The sequence below is a fragment of the Streptomyces sp. CB09001 genome, assembly GCF_003369795.1.
Lineage (GTDB): Bacteria > Actinomycetota > Actinomycetes > Streptomycetales > Streptomycetaceae > Streptomyces.
This window is the reverse complement of sequence record NZ_CP026730.1, coordinates 2,875,258-2,897,900: the sequence shown is the minus strand read 5'-3', so window position 1 is coordinate 2,897,900 and position 22,643 is coordinate 2,875,258. Positions and strand designations below refer to the sequence as shown.

The following is a 22,643-nucleotide window of genomic DNA, read 5'->3' as shown; positions in this document are numbered from 1 at the left end:
GTCAGAGCGTGTCCTTGGCCATGAGGACATCATCCTTGAAGCACAGCCGGTACATGGCGCCGCCGAAGTCGAGCAGACCGCTGCTCGCCCGGTAGTACTCGCAGGTCGTGCCGGCCGGGACGGACGGCTCGGAGGTGACCGGCGGCGGCTTCCTGATCCGGCGCTCCGGCAGCACGGGCGCCAGATCGGCGCGGGTCTCGCCCACCCGGATCCGGGCGTAGTCCTCGGGGGCGAGGGACGTGGTCGCCGAGGTGAAGACGTAGAGCCCGCCGAGGAACGCCACGATGGCGACGCCGAGCACCGCCGGGATCAGCGCGGCCCGCCGGGCGTCCCGCCTGATCCGGGCCCGGGTGCGCAGCAGCGCGGCCCGGGAGGCGCTGCGCCACGGCCCGGAGGCGGCGGGCAGGTCCGCCGCGCCGGCCGCGGCCCGCCCCTCCTTCCCGGCCGTCGCGGGGCCGGGCACCGGGCCGTCGCCCGTGCCACCGGCCGCGTCGTCCCCGTCGGTCGGCCCCGGCGTGCCAGGACCCGGCGGTTCGACGGACCGCGACGGCGAGGAGGCGCCGCGCGGCAGTCGCGCGTACACCTCGAAGCCGCCCGCCCGCGGGCCCGTGCGCAGCGTGCCGCCCGCGAGCCGGACGCGCTCGTCGAGGCCGATCAGCCCCGACCCGCTCCCGGCCGCCGGGACGCTTCCGCCCTGCTCCGGCCGCTCGTTGACGACCGACACCACCGTCTCGTCCACGGTGTGCGTCACCCGTACGTCGATGGGGGCGCCCGGCGCGTGCTTGGCCGCGTTGGTCAGCGCCTCCTGCACCACCCGGTAGGCCGCGAGGTCGGACAGCAGCGGCGTGCCCGGCCGCTCCCGGGCCCCGTCCTCCTGGAACCGGACCGGCGTACCGGACCGCTGGAAGCGGCGCACGAGCTGGGCGACGGACTCGTCGGCGGGGGTCAGCGACGGATTGGGGTCCTCCCGCAGCAGCCCGATCACCTCGTGCAGCCGCTCGGTGGCCATCGTGCAGCGCTCCCGCAACTGGCCCACCGACTCCCGGTGCTGCTCCGACAGCCCGGGGGCCAGCTCCAGGCCGCCGGCGAGCAGGGCCATCACGCTCAGCTCGTGGCCCAGGGAGTCGTGGATGTCCTGCGCGATCCTGGCCCGCTCCTTCATCCTGGCCTGGTCGGCGATGTAGCGCTGGCGCCACTCCAGTTGCTCGGCGTGCTCCCAGCCGGCGTGGGTCAGCGCGCTGCGCTGGCTCCACCAGTTGCCCGCCCACCAGGGCAGCACACCGGCGACGAACTCGGTCATCAGCAGGCTCAGCCAGTCCTTGCCCTGGCCGACGGTGCCCACCAGCAGGAGCCCGGCCACGGCGACGCAGAGGAACACCAGGTGCGCGGGCCACAGCCGGGTCAGTCTGCGGCCCGCGAGGCAGCTCAGCACCACCGTCGCCATCGCGGGCCACAGGTTCGCCCCGAACCACGGATAGAACAGCGTGAGCAGCGCCGCGAGCAGCAGGGACAGCAGTGGTGCGGTGCGCTGCACCACGACCGCGGCCGCGATGAGCAGGCACGCGGCCAGCCAGGCCACCGGCGCGGTCCCGAGCGTCCCGGTGGCGAACGCGGAGGGCACGAGCAGCACGAGCAGCAGCACGAGATCGGCGCGCCGGGTGAACGGGCGCTCGGAACCAAGGACCCGTACAAGCGATTCGATTCGTCGGCGCACGGCCTGCCATCGGTGCATTCCAGCACGCTACAAGAGCGGCCCCGGCCGCCGGATCTGCCGAAAGTCGACTGCGGCCGTTGCCGATCGCCAGATGTTTCGGGCCCCTGCCCCTCCCTAGCGTTGAGGACGTGACTTTGGAAGGAGCCACCAGGCGATGATCACTTTGGACCGACTGACCAAGCGGTACGGCGACAAGACGGCCGTCTCGGACCTCTCGTTCGAGATCAATCCGGGAAAGGTCACCGGATTCCTCGGCCCGAACGGCGCGGGAAAGTCGACGACGATGCGCATGATCGTCGGTCTGGACGCGCCCACCTCGGGGCGGGCCCTGGTGGGCGGCAAGCGCTACGAGGAGCTGCGGCACCCGTTGCGGGAGGTCGGTGCGCTGCTCGACGCCCGCGCCGGCCACCCCGGCCGTTCGGCCCGGCACCACCTGCTCGGTCTGGCCCGCAGCAACGGGATCCCGGCGTCCCGGGTCGGCGAGGTCCTTCAGACCGTGGGCCTGTCCGAGGTGGCGAACAAGCGCATCGGCTCCTTCTCCCTCGGTATGGGCCAGCGGCTCGGGATCGCCGCCGCCCTGCTGGGCGACCCCAAGGTGCTGCTCTTCGACGAGCCGGTCAACGGACTGGACCCGGACGGTGTGCGCTGGGTCCGCGAGCTGATGCGGTCCCTCGCGGCGGAGGGCAGGACGATCTTCGTGTCCAGTCACCTGATGAGCGAGATGCAGGAGACCGCCGACCACCTCCTGGTCATCGGCCGCGGAAAGATCATCGCGGACGCGCCGATCGAGGAGGTCATCGCGGGCAGCTCGCTGACCGCCGTACGGGTGCGGACCCCGCAGCCCGACGTGCTCAGGCGGGAGCTGCTGGAGTTCGGGCTGCGCGTCGAGCCGAACGCGGACTCCGCGCCCGACGAACTCCTCGTCGTCGGCGGCACCCTGGAGGAGATCGGCGACCTCGCCTTCCACCACCGCGTTCCGATCCACGAACTCAGCATGCGCAAGGCCAGCCTGGAACAGGCGTACATGGAACTCACCGCCGCGAGCGTGGAGTACGGCTCTCCCGCGCTCTCCCAGGTCACCGAAGTCCCGGACCACCAGAAGGCGTAACTGGATATGACTACTACAACCGTCCCCAAGCTCGTCGGTCCCGTGAAGGGCGGCGGCTTCAAGGGCGCCGTCGCGTTCGAGTGGACCAAGTTCTGGAGCGTGCGGGCCACCTGGTGGAACCTGGCCGTCGGCCTGCTGCTCACCGTGGGCTTCGCCGCCATGGTCGGCGCCTCCGCCGACGCCAGCGCGAAGAAGGGCGTCGACGTCACGATGCCCGCCCCGCACCACGCCTCGCAGGCCTTCCTCATCTCCCAGCTGACCATCGTGGTCCTCGCCACCCTCGTCCTCACCAGCGAGTACTCCAGCGGCTCGATCCGCACCACGCTGCAGAGCGTGCCCGCGCGCGGCCGGATGCTGCGCTCCAAGACCCTGGTCGTCGCCGCCGTCGTGGTCGCCGCGGGCATCGTCTTCAGCCTGCTGGGCACCCTGGTGGCCGCGCCCCTGATGGGCCACTACGGCGACTACAGCAGCGGCCAGCTGTTCGGCACCGCGCTCGGCGCCGGGGTCTACCTGGCCCTCCTCGCCGTCATGGCCATCGGGCTCGGCACCGTCCTGCGCAGCGCCGCGGGCACCATCACGACCCTCATCATGATCCTGCTCGCGCTGCCCCAGCTGATGGGCGTCGTCGGCGCCAAGTGGCTGGAGACCGCCTCGGACTACATGCCGAGCGTCGCCGGTACCGTTCTGCTGACCCAGGACAGCGACCCCTACGGCGCCGGTACCGCGCTGCTGGTCCTCCTGCTGTGGGCGCTGGCCGCCTACGCCGCCGGCACCGCGGTCCTGCGCCGCCGCGACGCCTGAAGCCCCGCCCGTCCTGGCTCCCCAAGGGGCCGTGCTCCGGCTGCCGGAGCACGGCCCCTTCGTCGATACCGGTGCGATAAGGGGCCCATAGCGGGCCCGGCCAAGGTGGTGGAGCCGTATCCGCCCCCCACCTTGGAGGCCGCCCGTGCGCACCACGACCAGGACCCGGACCACACTCGCCGCCCTCGGTGCGGCGCTCGCCCTCGGCGTCGCCGCCGCGCCCGCCCAGGCCGCCCCCGCGGACAAGCCCGAGGTGCTCGCCTCCTTCACCCAGACCAGCGCGTCCAGCCAGAACGCCTGGCTCGCGGCCGACCGGAACCAGTCCGCCTGGGCCGCCTACGAGTTCGACTGGTCCACGGACCTGTGCACCCAGGCACCCGACAACCCCTTCGGCTTCCCGTTCAACACGGCTTGCGCCCGCCACGACTTCGGCTACCGCAACTACAAGGCGGCGGGCAGCTTCGACGCCAACAAGAGCCGCATCGACAGCGCCTTCTACGAGGACATGAAGCGCGTCTGCACCGCCTACACCGGCGAGAAGAACACGGCCTGCAACAGCACCGCCTGGACCTACTACCAGGCCGTCAAGATCTTCGGCTGAGCCGAGCCGAGCCGACCGAGCCTGCCGAGCCGAGCAGAGCAGCGCGGGCCTCGGGCCGAGGAGGGGAAGACGCATGCGCAGCGTCGTCATCGTGGGCGCCGGTGTGATCGGCCGCTCCGTCGGGCTCGCGCTGCGGCGGCACGGCGTGACCACGTACCTGACCGACACCGACCCCGAGGCGGCGCTGGCCGGCGAACGCTGCGGGGCCGGCTTCGCGGCGCCACCGCCGCGGCAGGCCGACATCGCGGTGCTCGCGGTGCCGCCCGACCAGGTCGCGCCGGTGCTCGCCGAACACCAGAAGCTCGGCACGGCCCGCTGCTACACCGACGTCTCCGGCGTCAAGGTGCGGCTGTACCGGGAGGTCAGGGCGCACGGCTGCGACCTGACCTCCCTGGTCGGCGGCGCCCCCGTGGTCGGCGGCGGCGGCCCGGTCCAGCCGCGCGCCGACCTCTTCGACGGCAGGCCCTGGGCCCTCACGCCCACCGAGTCCACCGGGAACCTCGCCCTGAACTGCGCGCTGGAACTGGTCGCGCTGTGCGGGGCGGTCTCGGTGCTGCTGGACCCCGAGACCCACGACCGCGCCGTGGCCCTCGTCTCGCACGCCCCGCACCTGGTCGCGAGCCTGGTCGCCGCGCGGCTGCTCGGCGGCGACGAGTCGGCCGTACGGCTCGCCGGCCAGGACCTGCGGGACGTCACCAGGACCGCGGACGCCAACCCGGAACGCTGGGCCCGCATCCTGACCGCCAACGCCGGTCCCGTCGCCGACCAGTTGGACGACTGGGCGGCCGAGGCGCAGGCGATGGCCCGCGAACTGCGGGACGCCGCCCGGTCCGGGGACACCGACGGCCCGGTCCGGCTGCGGGAGACCCTGCGTTTCGGCGTGGCCGGACGTGCCCGTATCCGGGAGCCGCACATCCCTTCGCCCTGAGCCCCGGGACGACGGACCGCCGCGGACCCGGCACCCCGAGGACCGGAGCCACCACCGTCATCCGGCATCACCGATGGAAGGGACACGACCATGCGTGGAATCCTGCGCGCCACGGCCCTCACCGCCGCGATCGGCGCGGCCGCCCTGTTCCCGACGACGACCGCCTCCGCCGCGCCCACCGGAACCGCGGTGCCCGCCGCGTCCGGCTGTGTCACGGACAGCGAGACCGAGGACTTCGGCCGGGGCGAGATCACCGTCTGCGTCGAGGACGGCGAGGTACGGGTGACCGGCCACGTCGAGGACCTCAAGCCCGGCGGCCCCTTCAACGGAGGGGACTCCGGCTGCGTGGGCTGGTGGATCGACTGGGAGACGGCGTCCGGACCCGACTCCAGCACCAGCACCCTGGCCTGCCCGCACTTCACCGACAAGCCCTACGTCGAGTTCGACTACGACCCGACCGAGTCGGAGTACGGCCCCAAGGACGTCACGGGCGTGGCGGACACCCACCTCACGATGGTCTTCATGTGACGCTCCCGCCCGCGGGCCCGGCCCTGTCGAAAGGACAGGGCCGGCGCGCACGGCGGACGACGGAAGTCCAGGCGCTTCACCGGCCGGCCCACGGAGATCGCATCCACTTGTGACGACCAAGGTGATGAAACCGCCGTTGCCGCTTCCACCTCGTGTTTTGCACTCCTAGCGTGATCGGTGTTCCTGCTTCCGACGAAGTGAGCGCTGATGCCGAACGTGATGGGAGCCGGACGTCCGACGCGCCGGTGCGCGGCCCTCCTGGCGGCCCTGCTGCTGGCCCTCGTGCCCCTCGGCGCGGGCGTCCCCGGCACGGCCGCCGCACGGCCCGCACCGGCCGCCGACGCCGCGTGGACCGCGCCCGCCCTGCCCGCGCCGACCGGCGCCCTGCCGGTCGGCGTGCGCACCGCATACCTGCGCGACACCTCCCGGCGCGACCCCTGGAACCCCGGCCGGTACCGCGAGCTGGCCCTCTCGCTCTGGTACCCGGCGCTGCCCTCGCGGGCGCCGCGCGCCGCGTACGTCACAGCCCGGGAGTCGGCGCTGATCCTGCGCTTCCACCAGGTCGAGGGCGTGCCCGCCGACCTGCTCGGCCGCATCCGCGTCCACGCGCGCACGGCCCCGCCGCCGCTGCCCGCGCCCGCCCGCGGACTGCCCCTCGTCCTGCTCTCACCGGGCTTCGCGCTGCCCCGCTCGTCGCTGACCGGGCTCGCCGAGGAGCTGGCGAGCCGCGGGTACGCCGTCGCCGCGGTCGACCACGCCTACGAGGCCCCGGCGATCAGCCACCCCGACGGCCGCGTGACCGGCTGCCTGGCCTGCCGACGGCACCCGGACGGCGCACGGGTCGCCGCCACCCGCGCCGAGGACCTCCGCTTCGTGCGCGAGCGGCTGCTGGCGTCGCCGGGCGCCGTGGGGCTGCCGCGGCTCGACCCGTCGCGGGTGGCGGCGGTGGGCCACTCGATGGGCGGCGCCGGTGCCTTCGAGGCGCTGCGCACCGACGCCGGCTTCGCCGCCGCGGCCAACCTGGACGGCACCGTCCACACCGGCGGCAGGAGCCCGGTGGACCGGCCGTTCCTGCTGCTCGGCGCGGGCGAGCACGGCCGGCCCGGCGCCGACCCCACCTGGCAGCGGGCCTGGCGGGACCTGACGGGACCGCGCCGCTGGCTGTCGGTCCGGGGCGCCGGGCACCTGTCCTTCACCGACTACGCCCGGCTCCTCGAACGCACCGGCACGGCGGGCGAGGAGGTCACGCTCGGCGCGGCCGACGCCGGGCGCATCACCAGGGAGCTGGTGGTCGCCTTCCTCGACGAACGGCTGCGGCGGTACGGCCCCCGCCTCGACACCGCCGCCCGGCAGTCCCCGGAGGTCCTCAGCCACGGACGCCGAGCGGCCCGCGGGAAAACGGATCGATATCGGATGGAAAAACGGTCTCAGTACCTTGACCGGGGTCGGCAGGGTCCGCGACCCGCGCAGAGTCTCCAGCCCGACGCTCCCGGAAGGAATGCGACGTGACCAATCCGTTCGAAGACGCAGACGGCCGCTACCTCGTGCTGGTCAATGATGAGGGGCAGCACTCGCTGTGGCCGTCCTTCGTGGACGTGCCCGCCGGGTGGACGGTCGCCCTCGGCGAGTCCGACCGGGAGGCGTGCCTGGAGTACGTGGAGAAGAACTGGACCGACATGCGGCCCAGGAGCCTCGTGGAGGCGATGAGCACCGGCAACTGACCGGACACGACGGCCCGTACGTCCCCGGCAGGGGCCGTACGGGCCGTCGCCGTCTCCGGCTCAGTCGGTGAGAGCCGCGGCGACCGGGGCCGCGGTCTCCAGGGACCCCGCGGCAGCCAGGCAGTGGGACGCGTGCAGCCGTACCAGCTCCTGCCACTGGAAGCGCATCCCGCCCCAGCGGCTGCGGCCGACCGCCTCCAGGAGCTGCGCGTCGACCAGGGTCTCGATCAGGTCCTCGGCCTCCAGCAGATCGGTGCCGAGCACCTGGGCCGCCTGCGCCGCGTCGAAGTCCGCGTCGCCGAGGCGGCTCAGCTCCCGGTAGGCGAAAGCCACTCTCGGGTCCAGCTCCCGCATGCTGCGGTCCAGCCGGGCGCGCAGCGAGTCGTCCCCGATGCTGAGGGCCGCCAGCCGGTCGCCCGAACGTTCCAGCCGGCAGACCAGGTCGAGCACGCGCCAGTGCGTCTTGGTGAGCAGCCTGGCGGCGGCGGCCCGCAGTGCCAGCGGCGAGTGCCCGCACAGTGCGGCGAGTCTGCTGGTGGCTTCGGGGACGTCCTGCGCCCGTGAGTCCCGCAGCACGCCGGCCAGCGTCTCCCGCGCCTCGTCGTCCGACAGGGGCGCGACCCGCAGCCGGAAGGTGCGGTACTTCTGCATCAGCTCGTCCAGGTTGGCCCGGCCGGTGATGAGTACGCAGCACCCGCCGCTCGTGGGCAGCAGATGACGTACCTGGGCGTAGGACGAGGCGTGGTCGAGCACGATCAGGACCCGCCTGCCCTCCAGCAGCCCGCGGTACCGCTCCGCCGCCTCCGCGGGCTCGGCGGGCAGCGGACCCTCGTGCCCCAGCTGGCGCAGGAACTCGTGGAGCACCTCCAGCGGGCCGCCCTCCCGCAGGTCGGCGAAGAGCTGCCCGTCGGGAAATCTGTGCGCCGCACGGTGCGCCCAGTTGATCGCCAGGCTCGTCTTTCCGATTCCGGGACTTCCGGTGAGGTAGGCGATGGCGGGTGGATTCTGCGCCGATCCGTCGAGCAGCACATCATCCATCAACCACTGCTCCCGGCTACGCCCGATGAAGTAGGCGTCGCTTTCCGGAAGCTGACTCGGAACGGTCTGCTGCCGGTTCTTTCGCGCCGCGGCTATGCCCAGGACGCCGAGCTGTGGGAATTCGTCGCGCAGGATCGAGTCGTGCAGCGACTGGAGGTCGGTACCCAGTTCGAGACCGATCTCTTCGATGGAATGCCGCATTCCGTCGCGGAATGTCGTGAGCGCCTCCGCCCGCCGTCCCGCACGGTACTGAGCGAGCATCAGGTAGTAGCGCAGCCGGTCACGCAGCGGGCAGGCACCCACCAGTGCCTGGAGTTCGCCCAGGACCGACTGGTGCTCGCCGAGTTGGAGGCGCAACGCCATGTGCTGTTCGACGGCCAGCATGCGCTGCTCGTCCAGTCGGGCCGCCTCGGTCTCGGCGAAGGGCGCGTGGACGCCGCCCAGGGCGGGGCCGCGCCACAGGGCCAGGGCCTGGCGCAGCGCCTCGGCCGCCGGGGCCGGACGGTCGTCCGCCGTCAGTTCGGTGGCTCTGGAGACCAGTTGTTCGAAACGGAGCGAGTCGAGTGAGTGGCCGGCGAGGCTGAGCATGTAGCCGGGTGTGGCCGTGATGATGGTTTCCTGCTCCCAGCCCGCGGTACGGAATATTTTGCGCAGTGTGGCAATGCAAATGGCCACCTGGGTGCGTGCGGTACTGGGCGGACGGCCGTTCCACACCTCCTCTATCAGGGAGTCGAAAGATACGACCTGATTAGCGGAGAGAAGTAGTGCGGAGAGCACGGCCCGTTGCCGGGGGCCGCCCACCGTAAGACCTCGGCCATTCATATGCACTTCGAGTGGCCCGAGCACCCCGAATTCGAGACCGGCGGCCGGGATTTCCTTTTGGGAGACTTCCGCATTGCCGATTCTCTGGTATATCGGTTCTATCAGCCGAAGATCCATGACCTCTTGATACCCCCGCGTCAAGTTGTGCTGATGTCTGCGTGCCGAAACTCTCCGGAGCCGTCGGGTGTCGCGGACAGGAAGACTCCGTTACGTCCGGGTCAGTCGGGTTCACCGCTGGTCGGGGCCTCGTCGTCATGTCGCTCACCTCCGGGTCCGGGTCGCTGCGTCAGGAGCTGCTGGTCTGTGCGTGGGTCCTCACTTCCCTCCGGGTCCATGCGCCCGGACCGGTGGCCGGGCGTCAGTGTGAGGGGGAACGTCGCGAAAGTCGCGGTCGTGGTTGCCGGTGCGGCGCTGCCTGCGACCCGGCCCAATCTGACCTGCGGATTTCAACCTTCGTAGCCGGCTCCCCCCTGCCTGCAGTCGGAATAATACGGATCTTCTTGGAATCCAACACTCAACTTTCGGCAGGTCTCCGCCCTGGCTTTCGTCAGTGCGCCGTTTGCTATTCCCCGATGGCCTGGATTCGGCCCCGAGGTTACCTGCCGGTTACTTTCGCCGCGGATTGCGTAAGGAATGTGAAATCCGCTGGTGGCGGCGGATGCCGGGGCTCGTTCCGGTGCCGCGGCGGGCCGCTCGGCGGGCTGCCCGGAGGCGACTCCTCCGGTCACGCCGGTGCGCAGGTTTGGCCGGATCGTGTCGTTCCGGTCGGCGCGGGACGCACAAAGACGGAGGGGACGCCCGGCACGGACCGGGCGTCCCCTCCTCTTCACCGGGCGGTACGGGGGTGGACCGCCCGGTGGGCTCACTCGGCGTCGAGACGACGCCGCATACGTGCCCACACGAACTCCAGCACCAGCCCGGCGACCGCCGCACAGGCGACCGCCGCCCACGGCGCGGTGACGCCGACCAGCTTCAGCTGGAAGAACTCCTGGAGGTAGGGCACCACCAGCACCACGGCGAAGCTCACCGCCATGGTCAGCACCAGCAGCACGCGCCACCAGGTGTACGGGCGGGCGATGACGGCCAGCGCCCACAGGGCGGTGAGGAACAGCGCGAGGGTCGCCGCCGAGGTCTCGGCGTCCAGGTTGTCGTCGTACACCGACCGGGCGATCAGATAGGCGACCGAGGTCGCGGCGGCCGCGAGCGCGCCGGCCGGGATCGCGAACCTGAGGACCCGGCCGACGAAGTTGGACCGGGCCCGCTCCTTGTTGGGCGCGAGCGCCAGGAAGAACGCGGGGATGCCGATGGTCAGCGACCCGACCAGGGTGATGTGGCGCGGCAGGAACGGGTAGGGCACCTGGGCGATCACGACGACCAGCGCCATCAGCACCGAATAGACGGTCTTGGTGAGGAACAGGTTGGCCACCCGCTCGATGTTGCCGATGACCCGGCGCCCCTCCGCGACCACCGAGGGCAGCGCCGAGAAGTTGTTGTTCAGCAGGACGATCTGCGCGACCGCCCGGGTGGCCGGACTGCCCGAGCCCATCCCCACGCCGATGTCCGCGTCCTTGAGCGCGAGGACGTCGTTGACGCCGTCGCCCGTCATCGCCACGGTGTGCCCGCGGGACTGGAGCGCGCCCACCATGTCCCGCTTCTGCTGCGGCCCCACCCGGCCGAAGACCGTGTTCTCCTCGACCGCGTCGGCCAGTTCCGCCTGGTCCTCCGGCAGGAACCGGGCGTCCACCGGCCGTTCCGCCCCGGGCAGCGACAGGCTCGACGCCACGGCCCCCACCGAGACCGCGTTGTCGCCCGAGATCACCTTCGCGGTGACGCCCTGGTCGGCGAAGTACTCCAGGGTGGCCCGCGCCTCCGGCCGCACCCGCTGCTTGATGACGACGAGCGCGGCGGCCGTGACCGCGTCGGGCACGGCCGCGGGGTCGTCCATGAGCGCGTCCAGCGACCGGTCGCTGCGCGCCAGGAGCAGGACGCGCAGCCCCCGGGCTCCGTAGGAGTCGGCGGCGGTGAGCACCGAGTGCCCGGCCGGCAGCATCGTGTCCGGCGCCCCCAGCAGCCACGCCGACTCCGTGCCGGAGGGCTCGACGAAGGAGGCGCCGCTCCACCGCCGGGCGGACGAGAACGGCGCGGTGGCGGTGCGCCGCCAGCCCTCGGGAGCGGGGTACGAGTCGATGATCGCCTGGAGACTGGCGTTGGGCCGCTCGTCGGCGGCGCCCAGCGCGCCGAGCACCGCGCCGACCGGCAGCTCCGGCAGCAGCGGAAGGACCTCGTCGACGTCCATCGACGCCTCGGTGAGCGTGCCCGTCTTGTCCAGGCAGACCGTGTCCACCCGGGCCAGCCCCTCGATGGCGGGCAGCTCCTGCACGAGGCACTGCTTCTTGCCGAGCCGGACCACGCCGACCGCGAAGGCCAGCGAGGTCAGCAGCACCAGGCCCTCGGGCACCATGGGGACCAGGCCGCCCACCATGCGCCGGATCGCCTCCGAGAAGTCGTCGTCGTTCACCACGAACTGCGTGATGATCAGCGCGATGCCCGCCGGGACGATCGCGTAGGTGACGAACTTCAGGATCCGGTCGATGCCGTTGCGCAGCTCCGAGTTGACGAGGCTGAAGCGCCGTGCCTCGTCGGCGAGCTGCGAGGCGTACGCCTCCCTGCCCACCCGGGTGGCGGTGAACGTCCCCGAGCCGGCCACCACGAAGCTGCCGGACATCACCGGGTCGCCGGGCTGTTTGACCACCGGGTCGGCCTCGCCGGTGAGCAGCGACTCGTCGACCTCCAGGTTGTCGCCCGTGGTGACCGTGCCGTCCACCACGATCTTGTCGCCCTGACCGAGGTCGATGGAGTCGTCGATGACGATGTCGGAGGCGCTGAGTTCCAGCCGCTGCCCGTCCCGCCACACGCGGGGCCGGCTCTCGCCGACGATCGCAAGCTGGTCCAGGGTCCGCTTGGCGCGCACCTCCTGGATGATGCCGATCGCGGTGTTGGCCAGGATGACGCCGCCGAACAGACCGTCCTGCACCGGCCCGACGATCATCACGATGACGAACAGCACGCCGATGATCGCGTTGATGCGCGTGAACAGGTTGCTCCGGACGATCTCCCCGATCGTGCGGCTCGACCGGGCCGGTACGTCGTTGACCTGCCCCGCCGCGACCCGTTCGGCGACCTCCGCCGCGCTCAGGCCGCCACCCCCGCCGACGCGGGTCGCGCCCCCCGGCTCGTCCAACTGGTTCTTCATCCCTGACGCCCTCCGGGCTCGACTCCGCGCTCAGTTCCGGTCTCGGCTGCGTCCCCCGCGAAGTGACTGTAGGAGCCCGTCATCCGCCGTCACCAGGCACGAACGACGTCTCTTGGGCCTTACTTTCGACAGGGACGGATCTTGGCCCGGCGGGGCGAAATCCGTTCGATATCGAGGAGAAAGTTGACGCTCCTACCGTCGTGCCCGCAGGCCCGGCGGGCATCGTCTTGCCCGCGTCCACCCCCACCCGAGGAGATCCCGACGCATGCGCGCACAGACGAGCGGACCCACCGTGACCGGGGACGACGTGCAGGGGCAGCTGGCGGAACTGCGGCGCAGCCACCCCGAGCTGCACGCCCTCGCCGACCCGCGGCGGATCGCCGCCTGGGAGACGGCCAGGGCCGGCGCCCCCGGGCGGCACGACGACTTCGGCGCCGACGGGGAGGGCAGCCGGGGCGTGGAGTACGTACAGGCCCAGACCCTCAACCGGCGCGCCCGCGAGACGGGGATCAGGAAGCTCCTCGGCTTCGCCGAAACCGCCCGCCGCACCCCGGACGGCGACCGGCCCGTCCTGGTCGACCTGCTCGGCGGCGACGGACTGGTGCGCAAGGTCTGCGAGGACCTGGGCATCGGCGACTTCAACATCCTCACCTGCGACGCGTCCCCCCACATGGTGACCACTGCGTGGGCGGCCGGCGTGCCCGCCCTGCTCCAGCGGGCCGAGCAGCCGCTGCTGCGCGACCACAGCGTCGACGCCGTACTGCTGGCCTACGGCTCGCACCACGTGCCGCCCTCGGACCGGCAGACGGTGGCCACCGAGGCCCGCCGGATGCTCCGCCCCGGCGGCACGTTCGTCCTGCACGACTTCCTCGTCGGCTCGCCCGTGGACGTGTGGTTCGAGGAGGTCACAGACGTGTACTCGGCGACCGGCCACAAGTTCCTGCACTTCACCCGGGACGAGATCGAGGGATACCTGGAGAAGGCCGGCTACGACCACCGCGAGGTCGTGGAGATCGACGACCCCTACACCGCGGTCGCCGCCACCCCGGAGGAGGCGGAGCTGGAGATCGGCCGGTACCTGCTGAACATGTACGGACTGGTCAAGGTCTTCGAGGGGCGCACCGAGCAGGAGGCGTACCGCTGGGTGGCCGAGACCGCCAAGGCCGTCTTCCGCTACCCGGACGCCGCGGGCGGCCTCGCCGCGAGCGAACTGCGCCGCGAGGAGGCCACCGGCGGGTGGCGCGTCACCATTCCGCGGCGTGCCGTCGTCGGAGTGGGCCGGGTCACGGCCACCGCCGGGAAGGCGGCATGACCACCCACGCCGCCGAGGCGCCCACGACGGACGCACCGGGCGCAGCGGAGGCCGAGGAGGCCGCCCGCGCCACCGTCCCGCACCGCGCCGCCGCCGCGGCACTCGCCCGCGAGCACGACGTCGTCCCGCTCCACCAGGAGTTCCTGGACGACTCGGTCAGCCCCGTCACCGCCTTCGCCCAGCTGTGCGGACCGGACGAGGCGGGCTTCCTGCTGGAGAGCGTGCCGGTCTCCGGCGGCGTGGCACGGTACTCGTACGTCGGTCACCGCCCGGTCCCGCTCGAGCTGCCCGGCGGCGACCCGCTGACCGCGCTCCGCACCCACCTGGCCCGCTCCGTGGCCCCGGTGCCCGGCCTGCCCCCGTTCCACGGCGGGGTCGTCGGCTACCTCGGCTACGAGGCGGCCCGCCACTTCGAGGACCTCCCCCTGGCCGCCGGACCGCCGCCCGGACTGCCCGAGTCCGCCTTCCTCGCCGCCGACGACCTCGTCGTCTTCGACCACGCCACCCGGCGCGTCCTGCTGATGACCCTGTACCGCCCGGCCCGCGAGTCCTACGACGACGCCGTCGCCCGCATCGTCCGCCTCAACCGCGTACTGCGCCGCGCGCCGGCGCCCGCCGTCTTCTCCGGCCGCCCGCTCGCCGCCGCCACACCGGCGGACCACGGGACGGAGGGCTGGACCGCGAACCTCACCGAGGCACAGTTCACCGAGCGGGTCGCCCGTGCCCGGGAGCACATCGCGGCCGGTGACGCCTTCCAGATCGTGCTCTCCCGGCGGCTCAGCAGGCCGCTGCGCGCCCGGCCGCTCGACCTGTACCGGCACCTGCGGGCCACCAACCCCTCGCCGTACATGTACCACCTGAGCCTGGGCGGCGGCCGGCACGTGATCGGCGCCTCGCCCGAACTGCTAGTCAAGGCGGAGGGCCGCACGGTGCGCACCCGGCCCCTCGCCGGCACCCGGCCCCGGCACCCCGACCCCGCCGAGGACCTGCGGCTGGAGCGGGAGTTGCGCGCCGACGAGAAGGAGCGCGCCGAGCACGTCATGCTGGTCGACCTCGGCCGCAACGACCTGGGCCGGGTCACCGAACCGGGCACGGTCCGGGTGGAGCAGCTGATGCGGGTCGAGCGCTTCTCGCACGTGATGCACCTGTCGTCCACCGTGCGCGGACGGCTCGCCGAGGGCCGGGACGCGCTGGACGCCCTGCGCTCCGCCTTCCCCGCCGGAACGCTCTCCGGGGCGCCCAAGATCCGGGCCATGGAGATCATCGCCGAGCTGGAGCCCGAGCAGCGCGGCGTGTACGGCGGCGCCCTCGGCTTCGTCGGCGCGGACGGCCTGACCGACTTCGCGATCGCCCTGCGCACCATGGTTGTCGCCGACGGCCAGGTGCACGTCCAGGCGGGCGCCGGGATCGTCGCCGACTCCGACCCCGCGGCCGAGTTCCGCGAGACCCTGCACAAGTCGCGCGCCATGCTCACGGCCGTACGGCGGGCGGAGGCGGCGACATGAACGCCCCCGCCGCCGCCACCACCCCCACCGTCGCCACCACCCCCGCCGGCACCCGAGCGGGTGCGGGCCCACGGGTCGCGATGATCGACAACTACGACTCGTTCACCTACAACCTCGTCCACTACGTCGCCGAACTGGGCGGCCGGCCCACGGTGTTCCGCAACGACGCCGTCACCGTCGCCGACCTCGCCGGGTTCGACCTCCTGCTGCTCTCGCCGGGCCCCGGCACCCCCGCCGGCGCCGGCATCTGCGTGGACGCGGTCCGCGAACTCGGCGCACGGCTGCCCGTCCTCGGCGTGTGCCTGGGCCACCAGGCCGTCGCCGTCGCCTACGGCGGCTCGGTGGTGCGCGGCGAGCAGGTGCACGGCAAGGCCAGCGCCGTGCACCACGACGGCGGCGGGGTGTTCGCCGGCCTGCCCGACCCGTTCTCTGCCACCCGCTACCACTCACTCGTGGTCGAGCCCGTCGGACTGCCGGACGAGCTGACCGTCACGGCCCGAACCGCGGACGGCACGGTCATGGGCCTGCGCCACCGCACGTACCCGGTCCACGGGGTGCAGTTCCACCCCGAGTCGGTGCTCAGCCCCGAGGGCAAGCAGCTGATCGCGAACTTCCTGGAGTGCGCCGATGATTGAGTCACTGAGAACGCTCGTACGGCGGCCCCTCACCGAGGCCGAGGCGGCCGAGGCGATGCGCGTGATCATGCGCGGCGAGGCCACGGCGGCCCAGATCGCCGGGTTCGCGCTGGGCGTCACGGTGCGCGGCGCCTCCCCCGACGACCTGGTCGGCATGGCCCGCGCCGCCCAGGAGTTCGCCACGCCGGTGCCACGCGCGGGCGGTGATCTGCTCGACACCTGCGGGACCGGCGGCGACGGACTGAACACCTTCAACATCTCCACCGCCGCCGCGATCGTCGCCGCCGCCTGCGGGGCACGGGTCGCCAAGCACGGCAACCGCAGCGCGTCCTCCGCCTGCGGCAGCGCCGACGTGCTGGAGGAACTGGGCGTCCGCATCGACCTCGGCGCCGAGGAGGCCGCGGCCTGCCTGGACCGCACCGGGATCACCTTCCTGTTCGCCCCGGTCTTCCACCCGGCCTTCCGGCACACGGCGGGACCGCGCCGGGAACTGGGCGCGCGGACCGTCTTCAACCTGCTGGGACCGCTGTGCAACCCCTCGGGCGCCCGGCTGCGCACCCTGGGGGTGCCGAGCCGCGAGCTGGTGGAACCGATGACCGAGGTCCTCGAACGGCTCGGCGTCACCCGCGCCCTGGTCTTCCACAGCGCGGACGGCATGGACGAACTGAGCACCGGAGCCCCCGCCCACCTGGTCGAACTGCGCGACGGACGGCGCACCACCCACCGCTTCGACGCCGCGGAGCACGGGCTGGCCCGCTCCCGCCCCGGCGACCTGGCCGGCGGCGGCCGCACCGTCAACGCGGCCGTCCTGCGCCGTGTCCTGGCCGGGGAGGGCGGGCCCGCGCGGGACGTCGTCCTGCTCAACGCCGCCGCGGCGCTGCGGGTCGCCGACCTGGCCGGCACCTGGTCCGACGGGCTGCGGCTGGCCGCGTCCGCCGTCGACGGGGGCGCCGCCGCCGACCTGCTCGACCGCTGGGCCCACGCCTCCTGGCAGCGGGCGGACCTGGTGGAGGTGCCGGCATGAGCGGCATCCTCGCCGGCCTCGTCGCCGAGGCCGAGCTGCAGACCGGGCGCCGGCGCGCGCTGCGCACCGAGGCGAAGCTGACCGAGCTGGCCGCCGCGGCGCCCCCGGCCCGGGACTTCGCCGCCGCCCTGCGCGAACCCGGGCTCGGCGTCATCGCCGAGATGAAGCCCCGCAGCCCCTCCAAGGGGCCGCTCACCGACGACTACCGCCCGGCCGAACTGGCCCGCGCCTATCAGGGCGGCGGCGCCCACGCCGTGTCGGTGCTCACCCACGAGGCGGGCTTCGGCGGCAGCCCGGACCACCTGGCCGTCGCCCGCGCCGCCTGCGAACTTCCCGTGCTGCGCAAGGACTTCGTCGTCGACGAGTACCAGGTCCTGGAGGCCCGGGCGCTCGGCGCCGACGCGCTGCTGCTGATCGTCGCCGCGCTCAGCCCCGAACGGCTCGCCGCACTCCTGGCGCGCACCCGTGCCTGCGGCATGGAGGCGCTGGTCGAGGTGCACGACGAACGGGAGGTGGACGTGGCCCTCGCGGCGGGCGCCGACGTCATCGGCGTCAACCACCGCGACCTGCGGGACTTCTCGATCGACCGGACCCTTTCGGCCCGACTGCGGGGGCGGGTGGGCACCGGGCGGGTCATGGTCGGGGAGAGCGGCGTCCGCGGCGCACCCGACGCCCGCGCGCTGGAAGGGGCCGGAGTCGACGCGGTCCTGGTCGGAGAACTGCTCATGCGGGCCGGCGACCCCGGCGCCACGATCAAGGAGCTGGTCGGATGACGCCGAGCCACACGTACACGAAACCCCACACGGCCCCGGACGGGACCGGCACGCCGGCCTCGGACGGAACTGGCACGCCGGCCTCGGACGGGACCGGCACGTCGGCCTCGGTCGGGACTGGCGCGTCGGCTCCGGTCGGGACCGGAGCGTCGGCTCCGGCCGGGACTGGCACGCCGGCCTCGGTCGGGACCGGCACGTCGGCCTCGGTCGGGACCGGCGCGTCGGCTCCGGTCGGGACCGGCACGGTGGCTCCGGAACCGAACGGTTCCGCGGGCGGCGGCGGGCGGGGCTGGTGGAGCCCCGGCTCGTGGCGGAGCCGGCCGGCCGCGCAGCAGCCGGAGTGGCCCGACCCCGGGGAACTGCGCGACGTGGAGGACACCCTCGCCCTCAGGCCGCCCCTGGTGCTCCCCGACGAGATCCTCGACCTGCGCCGCTCCCTGGCCCAGGTCGCCGCGGGGGAGGGCTTCCTGCTCCAGGCGGGCGACTGCGCGGAGCGGTTCGGCTCCTGCACCGAGGCCGGGGTGCGCGGCAAACTCCGGGTCATCCTCCAGGTGGCCATCCTGCTCACCTACGGCTCCGGTCTGCCGGTGGTGAAGGTGGGCAGGATCGCCGGTCAGTTCGGCAAGCCCCGCAGCCGCCCCACGGAAACCGTCGACGGCGTCGAACTGCCCGCCTACCGCGGGGACATCGTCAACGGACCCGAGTTCACCGCCGAGGCCCGCCGCCCGGACCCGGGCCGGCTGCTGAGCGCCTACCACCACGCCTCGGCGGCCCTGAACGTACTGCGGGCGCTGACCCTGGGCGGCTACGCCGACCTGGGCCAGGTCCACGACTGGAACCAGGAGTTCGTCCGGAGCAGCTCCGCCGGACAGCGGTACGAGAAGGCCGCCGACGACATCACCTGGGCCCTCAGGTTCATGTCCGCCTGCGGCCTGGACACCCGCTCCCAGGCCGCCCTGCACCAAGTACAGCTCTACACCTCGCACGAGGCGCTGCTGCCGCAGTACGAGCAGGCGCTGATCCGGTACGACGAGAAGCGGCGGGGCTGGTTCGACACCAGTGCGCACCTGCTGTGGATCGGCGACCGCACCCGCCGCGTGGACGGCGCGCACGTCGAACTGCTCGCCGGGGTGGACAACCCGGTCGGCGTCAAGGTGGGCCCCACCATGAGCGTCGCCGACCTGCGGGAACTGTGCGAGCGGCTGGACCCGGACCGGGCGCCGGGCAGGCTCGTCCTGATCAGCAGGCTCGGCGCCGGGCGGGGCGCGGAGCTGCTGCCGCCGCTGCTGCGGGCCGTGCGGGACGCCGGGCACACGCCGGTGTGGGCCTGCGACCCCATGCACGGGAACACCTTCGTCTCCGAGAGCGGCTACAAGACCCGCAGGCTGTCGGACATCACCACCGAGGTGGCCGAGTTCTTCGCGGTGCACCGCGAGGAGGGCCTGCACCCGGGCGGAATCCACCTCGAACTCACCGGCGACGACGTCACCGAGTGCCTGGGCGGCGACCTCGACGAGGTGCTGGACACCCACCTGGCCAGCAGGTACGAGACGGCCTGCGACCCCCGGCTGAACGCCGCCCAGTCGATCGAACTCGCCTTCCACGTCGCCCGGTTCCTGCGCGAACTGCGCGGCGCGGCATGAGGGCGGGGCGTGCTGCCGCCCGGCCGGCGTACTGCCGAAGGTAAGACCCGTACCTGACGAACGCCAGGTGCGCCGCCGTGAACGGTCTCCGTACCCTCGTGCGCAGGGGCCTGAAAATTCCCCCGCAGGCTCCCGGCGCAACCGGCCCGGGGGCGGCGGGTCCGCAGAGTCCGGACCCGCCGCCCCCGGGCCGCTGCCTGCCTCCCACCGGCGGTCAGACGGCCGCCACGCGGCAGAAACGCCCCGCCACCCGCAGCTCGGTCTCGATCAGGTCCGCCGTGTGCCGCAGCTCCGGCAGGATCTGCGCCACGCAGTCGTCCGACGTCCGGCGGGCCGCGTGCAGCGCGACGTTCAGGGCCGCCACCACCCGCCCCGTACGGTCCCGCACCGGGACCGCGATGGCGCGCAGCCCGGCCTCCAGCTCCTCGTCGACCAGGGCGTAGCCCCGCGCCCGGACCTCGGGCAGGGCCAGCAGGACACGGCCCAGCGCCGTCGCACGGGCCGGCAGCCGGGCGCCGACCGTGACCCGGGCGCTCAGGACGCGGGCGGCGGCTGCCCGGGCCGTGTACTGGATCTCCTCGCCCGAGTCCGACAGGACGGCGAGGGACGCCGACTCGTGGACGCGGTCGGCCAGGGCCGTCAGGTGGGGCTGGGCGATCTCGGGGAGGGAGGTGCGGGACAGCGGCGGGAAGCCGAGGGACAGGACCCGGGGGGTGAGGGTGAAGGTGTGGTCGGCGCCGGACGCCACCAGGCCCGCGTGTGCGTGGGTGAGCAGTGCCCGGCGGGCGGTGGCGCGGGCCAGGCCGGTCGCCTGTGCGACCTGGGTCAGGGTCAGCGCGGAGCGGCCCTCGCCGAAGGCGGTCAGTACGGTCAGGCCGCGGGCCAGGGACTCGACGAACTCCCGGCCCAGTTCCTGCTTGGACGCGCCCGTCCACAGGGCCAGGCCGGCGCGCGGCGGTCCCGGTGCCGGGGCCGGCGCGGTGCGCAGGTCGTCCTCCATCGCCGCGACCGCCGCCCGCAGCCCGGGGAGCAGGGCCGCCCGCAGGTCCGGCGCCGTGTGGCGGCTGGTGTGGCTCACCACGCTGGCCACGCACGCCACCCGGCCGGTGCCGGGGTCCCGTACCGGGACCGACACCGCGACCAGGCCCGGTTCGATCAGCTGGTCGTCCAGCGCCCAGCCGTCGGCCGCCGCCTTCGCCGCCCGCCGGGCGAAGTCCTCGTCGGGGACGTCGTGTTCGCCGGGGGTGCCGGGTTCGCGCGGCGGCACGGCGGGGAAGGAGTGGTCTCCCGGGTCCGTGGCCCGGCGTTCCCGCCAGCGGTGCCAGTCCGGTTCGGTCCATTCCGCGGCGAACAGGGGGCCCGGGGCCGTGCGTTCGGCCGGCAGCAGGTCGCCGATGCGGAAGCTCAGGGACATGGCGCGGCGCCGGGTGGCCTGGTGGATGAAGCGGATGCCGTCCCGGTCGCCGACCGCCAGGGACACGGACTCGTCCAGTTCGTCGGCCAGGGCGTCGGCGCGGGCGGAGAGCAGGGCGGGGAGGCGGAGCGCGGCGAGATAGGCGTTGCCCAGCTCCATCAGGCGGGGGGCCAGGGTCACGTCGCGGCCGTCGAGGCGGACGTACCCCATGCGGGCGAGGGTCGCCGTGAGGCGGTCGACCGTGGAGCGGGCCAGGCCGGTGGTCCGCTCCAGGGCACTGAGGCTGAGGGTGCCGTCGTCCGCCTCGGTCAGCCGGCCGAGTACGGCGATGCCGCGCAGCAGCGGCGCGACCGCCTCGGCCGGGGCGCGGGCGGCGTCGTCAGTGGTGTGGGCGGGCATCGGCTCTCCGTACGGCGATCACGGCAGGCCGCCTACGGTAGCCCCGATCGCCCGGCGGTCACCGCCGCGTCACCCGCACCCGGACGTCTCCCTCGCCGTCCTTCTCCGACACCCTGATCGTGACGCCCTTGCGCGGGTCCTTGAAGGTCTCGCCCGCGGTGAAGGCGGCGTCCGAGAGTTCGGCGTGGACGTTGGGGCTGCGGGTGCAGCCGCCGCTGTCGCGCCGGGAGTCGTACACCCGTACCGGGCCCATGCCCGTGTCGACGTCCGCGTCGACCTTGTAGACCAGTACGCCGGGCCGGCACACCGTCTCGTCGTTGCCCTCGCGGGTGCGCAGTTCGACGGCGTAGCCGGAGGTGCCGCTCAGCGGGAGGACGACCAGCTTGTCGCCGCCCTTGCGGGCCAGCGGGGTCAGCGTGTACTCCGTGGTCCCCGGCGCGGTGGCGCAGTGCACCTGGGACGGGTCGAGCCAGCCCAGCTTCCACTTGTGCCAGCCCAGGAGGTCGTTGTTGGCGCCCCAGTCCTCGCTCATGATGTCCCAGTGGCCGACGGCTCCGCCGCCCTCCTGGGTGTAGAGGTCCGGGAGGCCGAAGACGTGGCCGTTCTCGTGCGGGAGCACGCGGTAGCCGGTCTCGTCGTAGGAGCCGGATCCGTCGTCCTGCCGGGAGTAGACGAAGGAGGCGTTGGCCACCGGCACGCCGTCGGCGACCGGGGCCTCCTGGTTCCCGGCGAAGGTCACGGACAGGACCGTGTCCAGGGCGGAGGGGCCCGCGTTCGGGGTGACCAGGACGTTCAGCAGGTCGTACGAGCGGAAGTCCACCTTGGAGTCGGCCGCCGCGACCAGGTCCTGGACCAGCTTGCGGTAGCCGGGTTCGAAGGGGGCGCCGCGCTCTATGCCGTACTCCGCGAACGACTTGGGCATCCTCAGCCAGTCCCGGACCGGGGTCTCGGGGCGGTAGTCGAGGCGGCCGTAGCTGCTGGTGCGGAACCATTCCTCGGTCTGCGGGAAGAACTCCGCGTACCGGTCGAGCGCCTTGCCCTCGCCGGGCGCGTCCGAGAAGTCGATCATCAGGTTGAGCGCCCGGACCGTGCCGGTCGAGCGGGCGTAGCCGGTGGAGGTGGGCACGCCCTCGGACATCTGGATCTCGGCGCCGCCGCTGATCATGCAGGGGCCGTGCGCGGAGGAGCGGGAGAGGGCGGCGGGGCCGGGGCCCGCGGTCGAGGTGCCGGGCGCGAGCCGGCCGGTGCCGGCCGAGGTGCTGAGCGCGAGGGTCAGGACGGCGACGGTCCCGGCCGCGGCCAGTCTGCGCGGGCGTATGCGGCGGCTCGGCGGCTGCGCCTGCGGCGGCGGCTGCATGCGGACCTCCCCGGCCACGGCAGCCGCCCGGCATCGGCTGCACCCTTGCGCTCACCCTGTGCCGAGG

General features: G+C 73.3%; 18 protein-coding genes. 13 read left to right on the top strand and 5 right to left on the bottom strand.

The features are described from left to right. Position 1 precedes the first annotated feature (1 nt). Positions 2 to 1,732: a histidine kinase gene (locus C4J65_RS13330; protein WP_115742612.1), complete on the bottom strand. Its 1,731-nt coding sequence runs from the start codon at positions 1,730 to 1,732 to the stop codon at positions 2 to 4. Between the two features lie 136 nt (positions 1,733 to 1,868). Here C4J65_RS13330 and C4J65_RS13325 point away from each other — a divergent pair, with 136 nt between their 5' ends. The 7 genes from C4J65_RS13325 (at position 1,869) to C4J65_RS13295 (ending at position 7,401) form a co-directional block, all read left to right on the top strand. Beyond that, on the top strand, positions 1,869 to 2,822 hold the full coding sequence (locus tag C4J65_RS13325) for an ATP-binding cassette domain-containing protein (protein WP_003975592.1): 954 nt from the start codon (positions 1,869 to 1,871) through the stop codon (positions 2,820 to 2,822). A 6-nt stretch (positions 2,823 to 2,828) separates the two neighbouring features. Beyond that, positions 2,829 to 3,623 carry an ABC transporter permease subunit gene (locus tag C4J65_RS13320; protein ID WP_115742611.1) on the top strand — a complete coding sequence of 265 codons (795 nt, stop codon included), beginning with the start codon at positions 2,829 to 2,831 and terminating at the stop codon, positions 3,621 to 3,623. A gap of 145 nt (positions 3,624 to 3,768) precedes the next feature. Further along, complete coding sequence (locus C4J65_RS13315) at positions 3,769 to 4,224, top strand: phospholipase (protein ID WP_115742610.1); 456 nt, start codon at positions 3,769 to 3,771, stop codon at positions 4,222 to 4,224. 73 nt (positions 4,225 to 4,297) lie between these two features. After that, complete coding sequence (locus tag C4J65_RS13310; protein ID WP_115742609.1) at positions 4,298 to 5,152, top strand: prephenate dehydrogenase; 855 nt, start codon at positions 4,298 to 4,300, stop codon at positions 5,150 to 5,152. A gap of 90 nt (positions 5,153 to 5,242) precedes the next feature. Then, positions 5,243 to 5,680, top strand: a complete 438-nt coding sequence (locus tag C4J65_RS13305) for a hypothetical protein (protein WP_115742608.1) — start codon at positions 5,243 to 5,245, stop codon at positions 5,678 to 5,680. A 207-nt stretch (positions 5,681 to 5,887) separates the two neighbouring features. Beyond that, positions 5,888 to 7,189, top strand: a complete 1,302-nt coding sequence (locus C4J65_RS13300) for a lipase (protein WP_240330415.1) — start codon at positions 5,888 to 5,890, stop codon at positions 7,187 to 7,189. Next, complete coding sequence (locus C4J65_RS13295) at positions 7,186 to 7,401, top strand: MbtH family protein (protein ID WP_003975599.1); 216 nt, start codon at positions 7,186 to 7,188, stop codon at positions 7,399 to 7,401. Before C4J65_RS13300 ends, C4J65_RS13295 begins: the two co-directional genes overlap by 4 nt. Positions 7,402 to 7,461: 60 nt before the next feature. Here C4J65_RS13295 and C4J65_RS13290 read toward each other — a convergent pair whose 3' ends face one another. Further along, positions 7,462 to 9,378, bottom strand: a complete 1,917-nt coding sequence (locus C4J65_RS13290; protein ID WP_115742607.1) for an AfsR/SARP family transcriptional regulator — start codon at positions 9,376 to 9,378, stop codon at positions 7,462 to 7,464. Positions 9,379 to 10,123: 745 nt separating this feature from the next. Beyond that, positions 10,124 to 12,514 (bottom strand): HAD-IC family P-type ATPase, encoded by a 2,391-nt coding sequence (locus C4J65_RS13285; RefSeq protein WP_115742606.1) that lies wholly within the window; start codon positions 12,512 to 12,514, stop codon positions 10,124 to 10,126. Positions 12,515 to 12,779: 265 nt separating this feature from the next. Between C4J65_RS13285 and C4J65_RS13280 the strand changes: the two genes are divergently transcribed. The 6 genes from C4J65_RS13280 to C4J65_RS36605 all read left to right on the top strand — a co-directional run bounded on the left by C4J65_RS13280 (position 12,780) and on the right by C4J65_RS36605 (position 19,406). Further along, positions 12,780 to 13,826, top strand: a complete 1,047-nt coding sequence (locus C4J65_RS13280) for a class I SAM-dependent methyltransferase (RefSeq protein WP_162833161.1) — start codon at positions 12,780 to 12,782, stop codon at positions 13,824 to 13,826. After that, positions 13,823 to 15,331: a chorismate-binding protein gene (locus tag C4J65_RS13275; RefSeq protein WP_115742605.1), complete on the top strand. Its 1,509-nt coding sequence runs from the start codon at positions 13,823 to 13,825 to the stop codon at positions 15,329 to 15,331. Before C4J65_RS13280 ends, C4J65_RS13275 begins: the two co-directional genes overlap by 4 nt. Before the next feature lie 80 nt (positions 15,332 to 15,411). Beyond that, on the top strand, positions 15,412 to 15,966 hold the full coding sequence (locus tag C4J65_RS13270) for an aminodeoxychorismate/anthranilate synthase component II (protein ID WP_162833574.1): 555 nt from the start codon (positions 15,412 to 15,414) through the stop codon (positions 15,964 to 15,966). Then, complete coding sequence (gene trpD / locus C4J65_RS13265) at positions 15,959 to 16,990, top strand: anthranilate phosphoribosyltransferase (RefSeq protein WP_115742603.1); 1,032 nt, start codon at positions 15,959 to 15,961, stop codon at positions 16,988 to 16,990. The genes C4J65_RS13270 and trpD overlap by 8 nt, the downstream gene beginning before the upstream one ends. Beyond that, positions 16,987 to 17,763 carry an indole-3-glycerol phosphate synthase TrpC gene (trpC, locus tag C4J65_RS13260; protein ID WP_115742602.1) on the top strand — a complete coding sequence of 259 codons (777 nt, stop codon included), beginning with the start codon at positions 16,987 to 16,989 and terminating at the stop codon, positions 17,761 to 17,763. The genes trpD and trpC overlap by 4 nt, the downstream gene beginning before the upstream one ends. Before the next feature lie 245 nt (positions 17,764 to 18,008). Next, the gene (locus tag C4J65_RS36605) at positions 18,009 to 19,406 is read left to right on the top strand and encodes a 3-deoxy-7-phosphoheptulonate synthase class II (protein ID WP_115746432.1); all 1,398 of its coding nucleotides are present in this window, start codon (positions 18,009 to 18,011) and stop codon (positions 19,404 to 19,406) included. A 214-nt stretch (positions 19,407 to 19,620) separates the two neighbouring features. Here the strand turns inward: C4J65_RS36605 and C4J65_RS13245 are convergent, their stop codons facing one another. Then, positions 19,621 to 21,219: an IclR family transcriptional regulator C-terminal domain-containing protein gene (locus C4J65_RS13245; protein ID WP_115742601.1), complete on the bottom strand. Its 1,599-nt coding sequence runs from the start codon at positions 21,217 to 21,219 to the stop codon at positions 19,621 to 19,623. Positions 21,220 to 21,277: 58 nt separating this feature from the next. Continuing rightward, positions 21,278 to 22,576, bottom strand: coding sequence for a M6 family metalloprotease domain-containing protein (locus C4J65_RS13240; protein WP_115742600.1), 1,299 nt, complete (start codon positions 22,574 to 22,576; stop codon positions 21,278 to 21,280). Positions 22,577 to 22,643 lie beyond the last annotated feature (67 nt).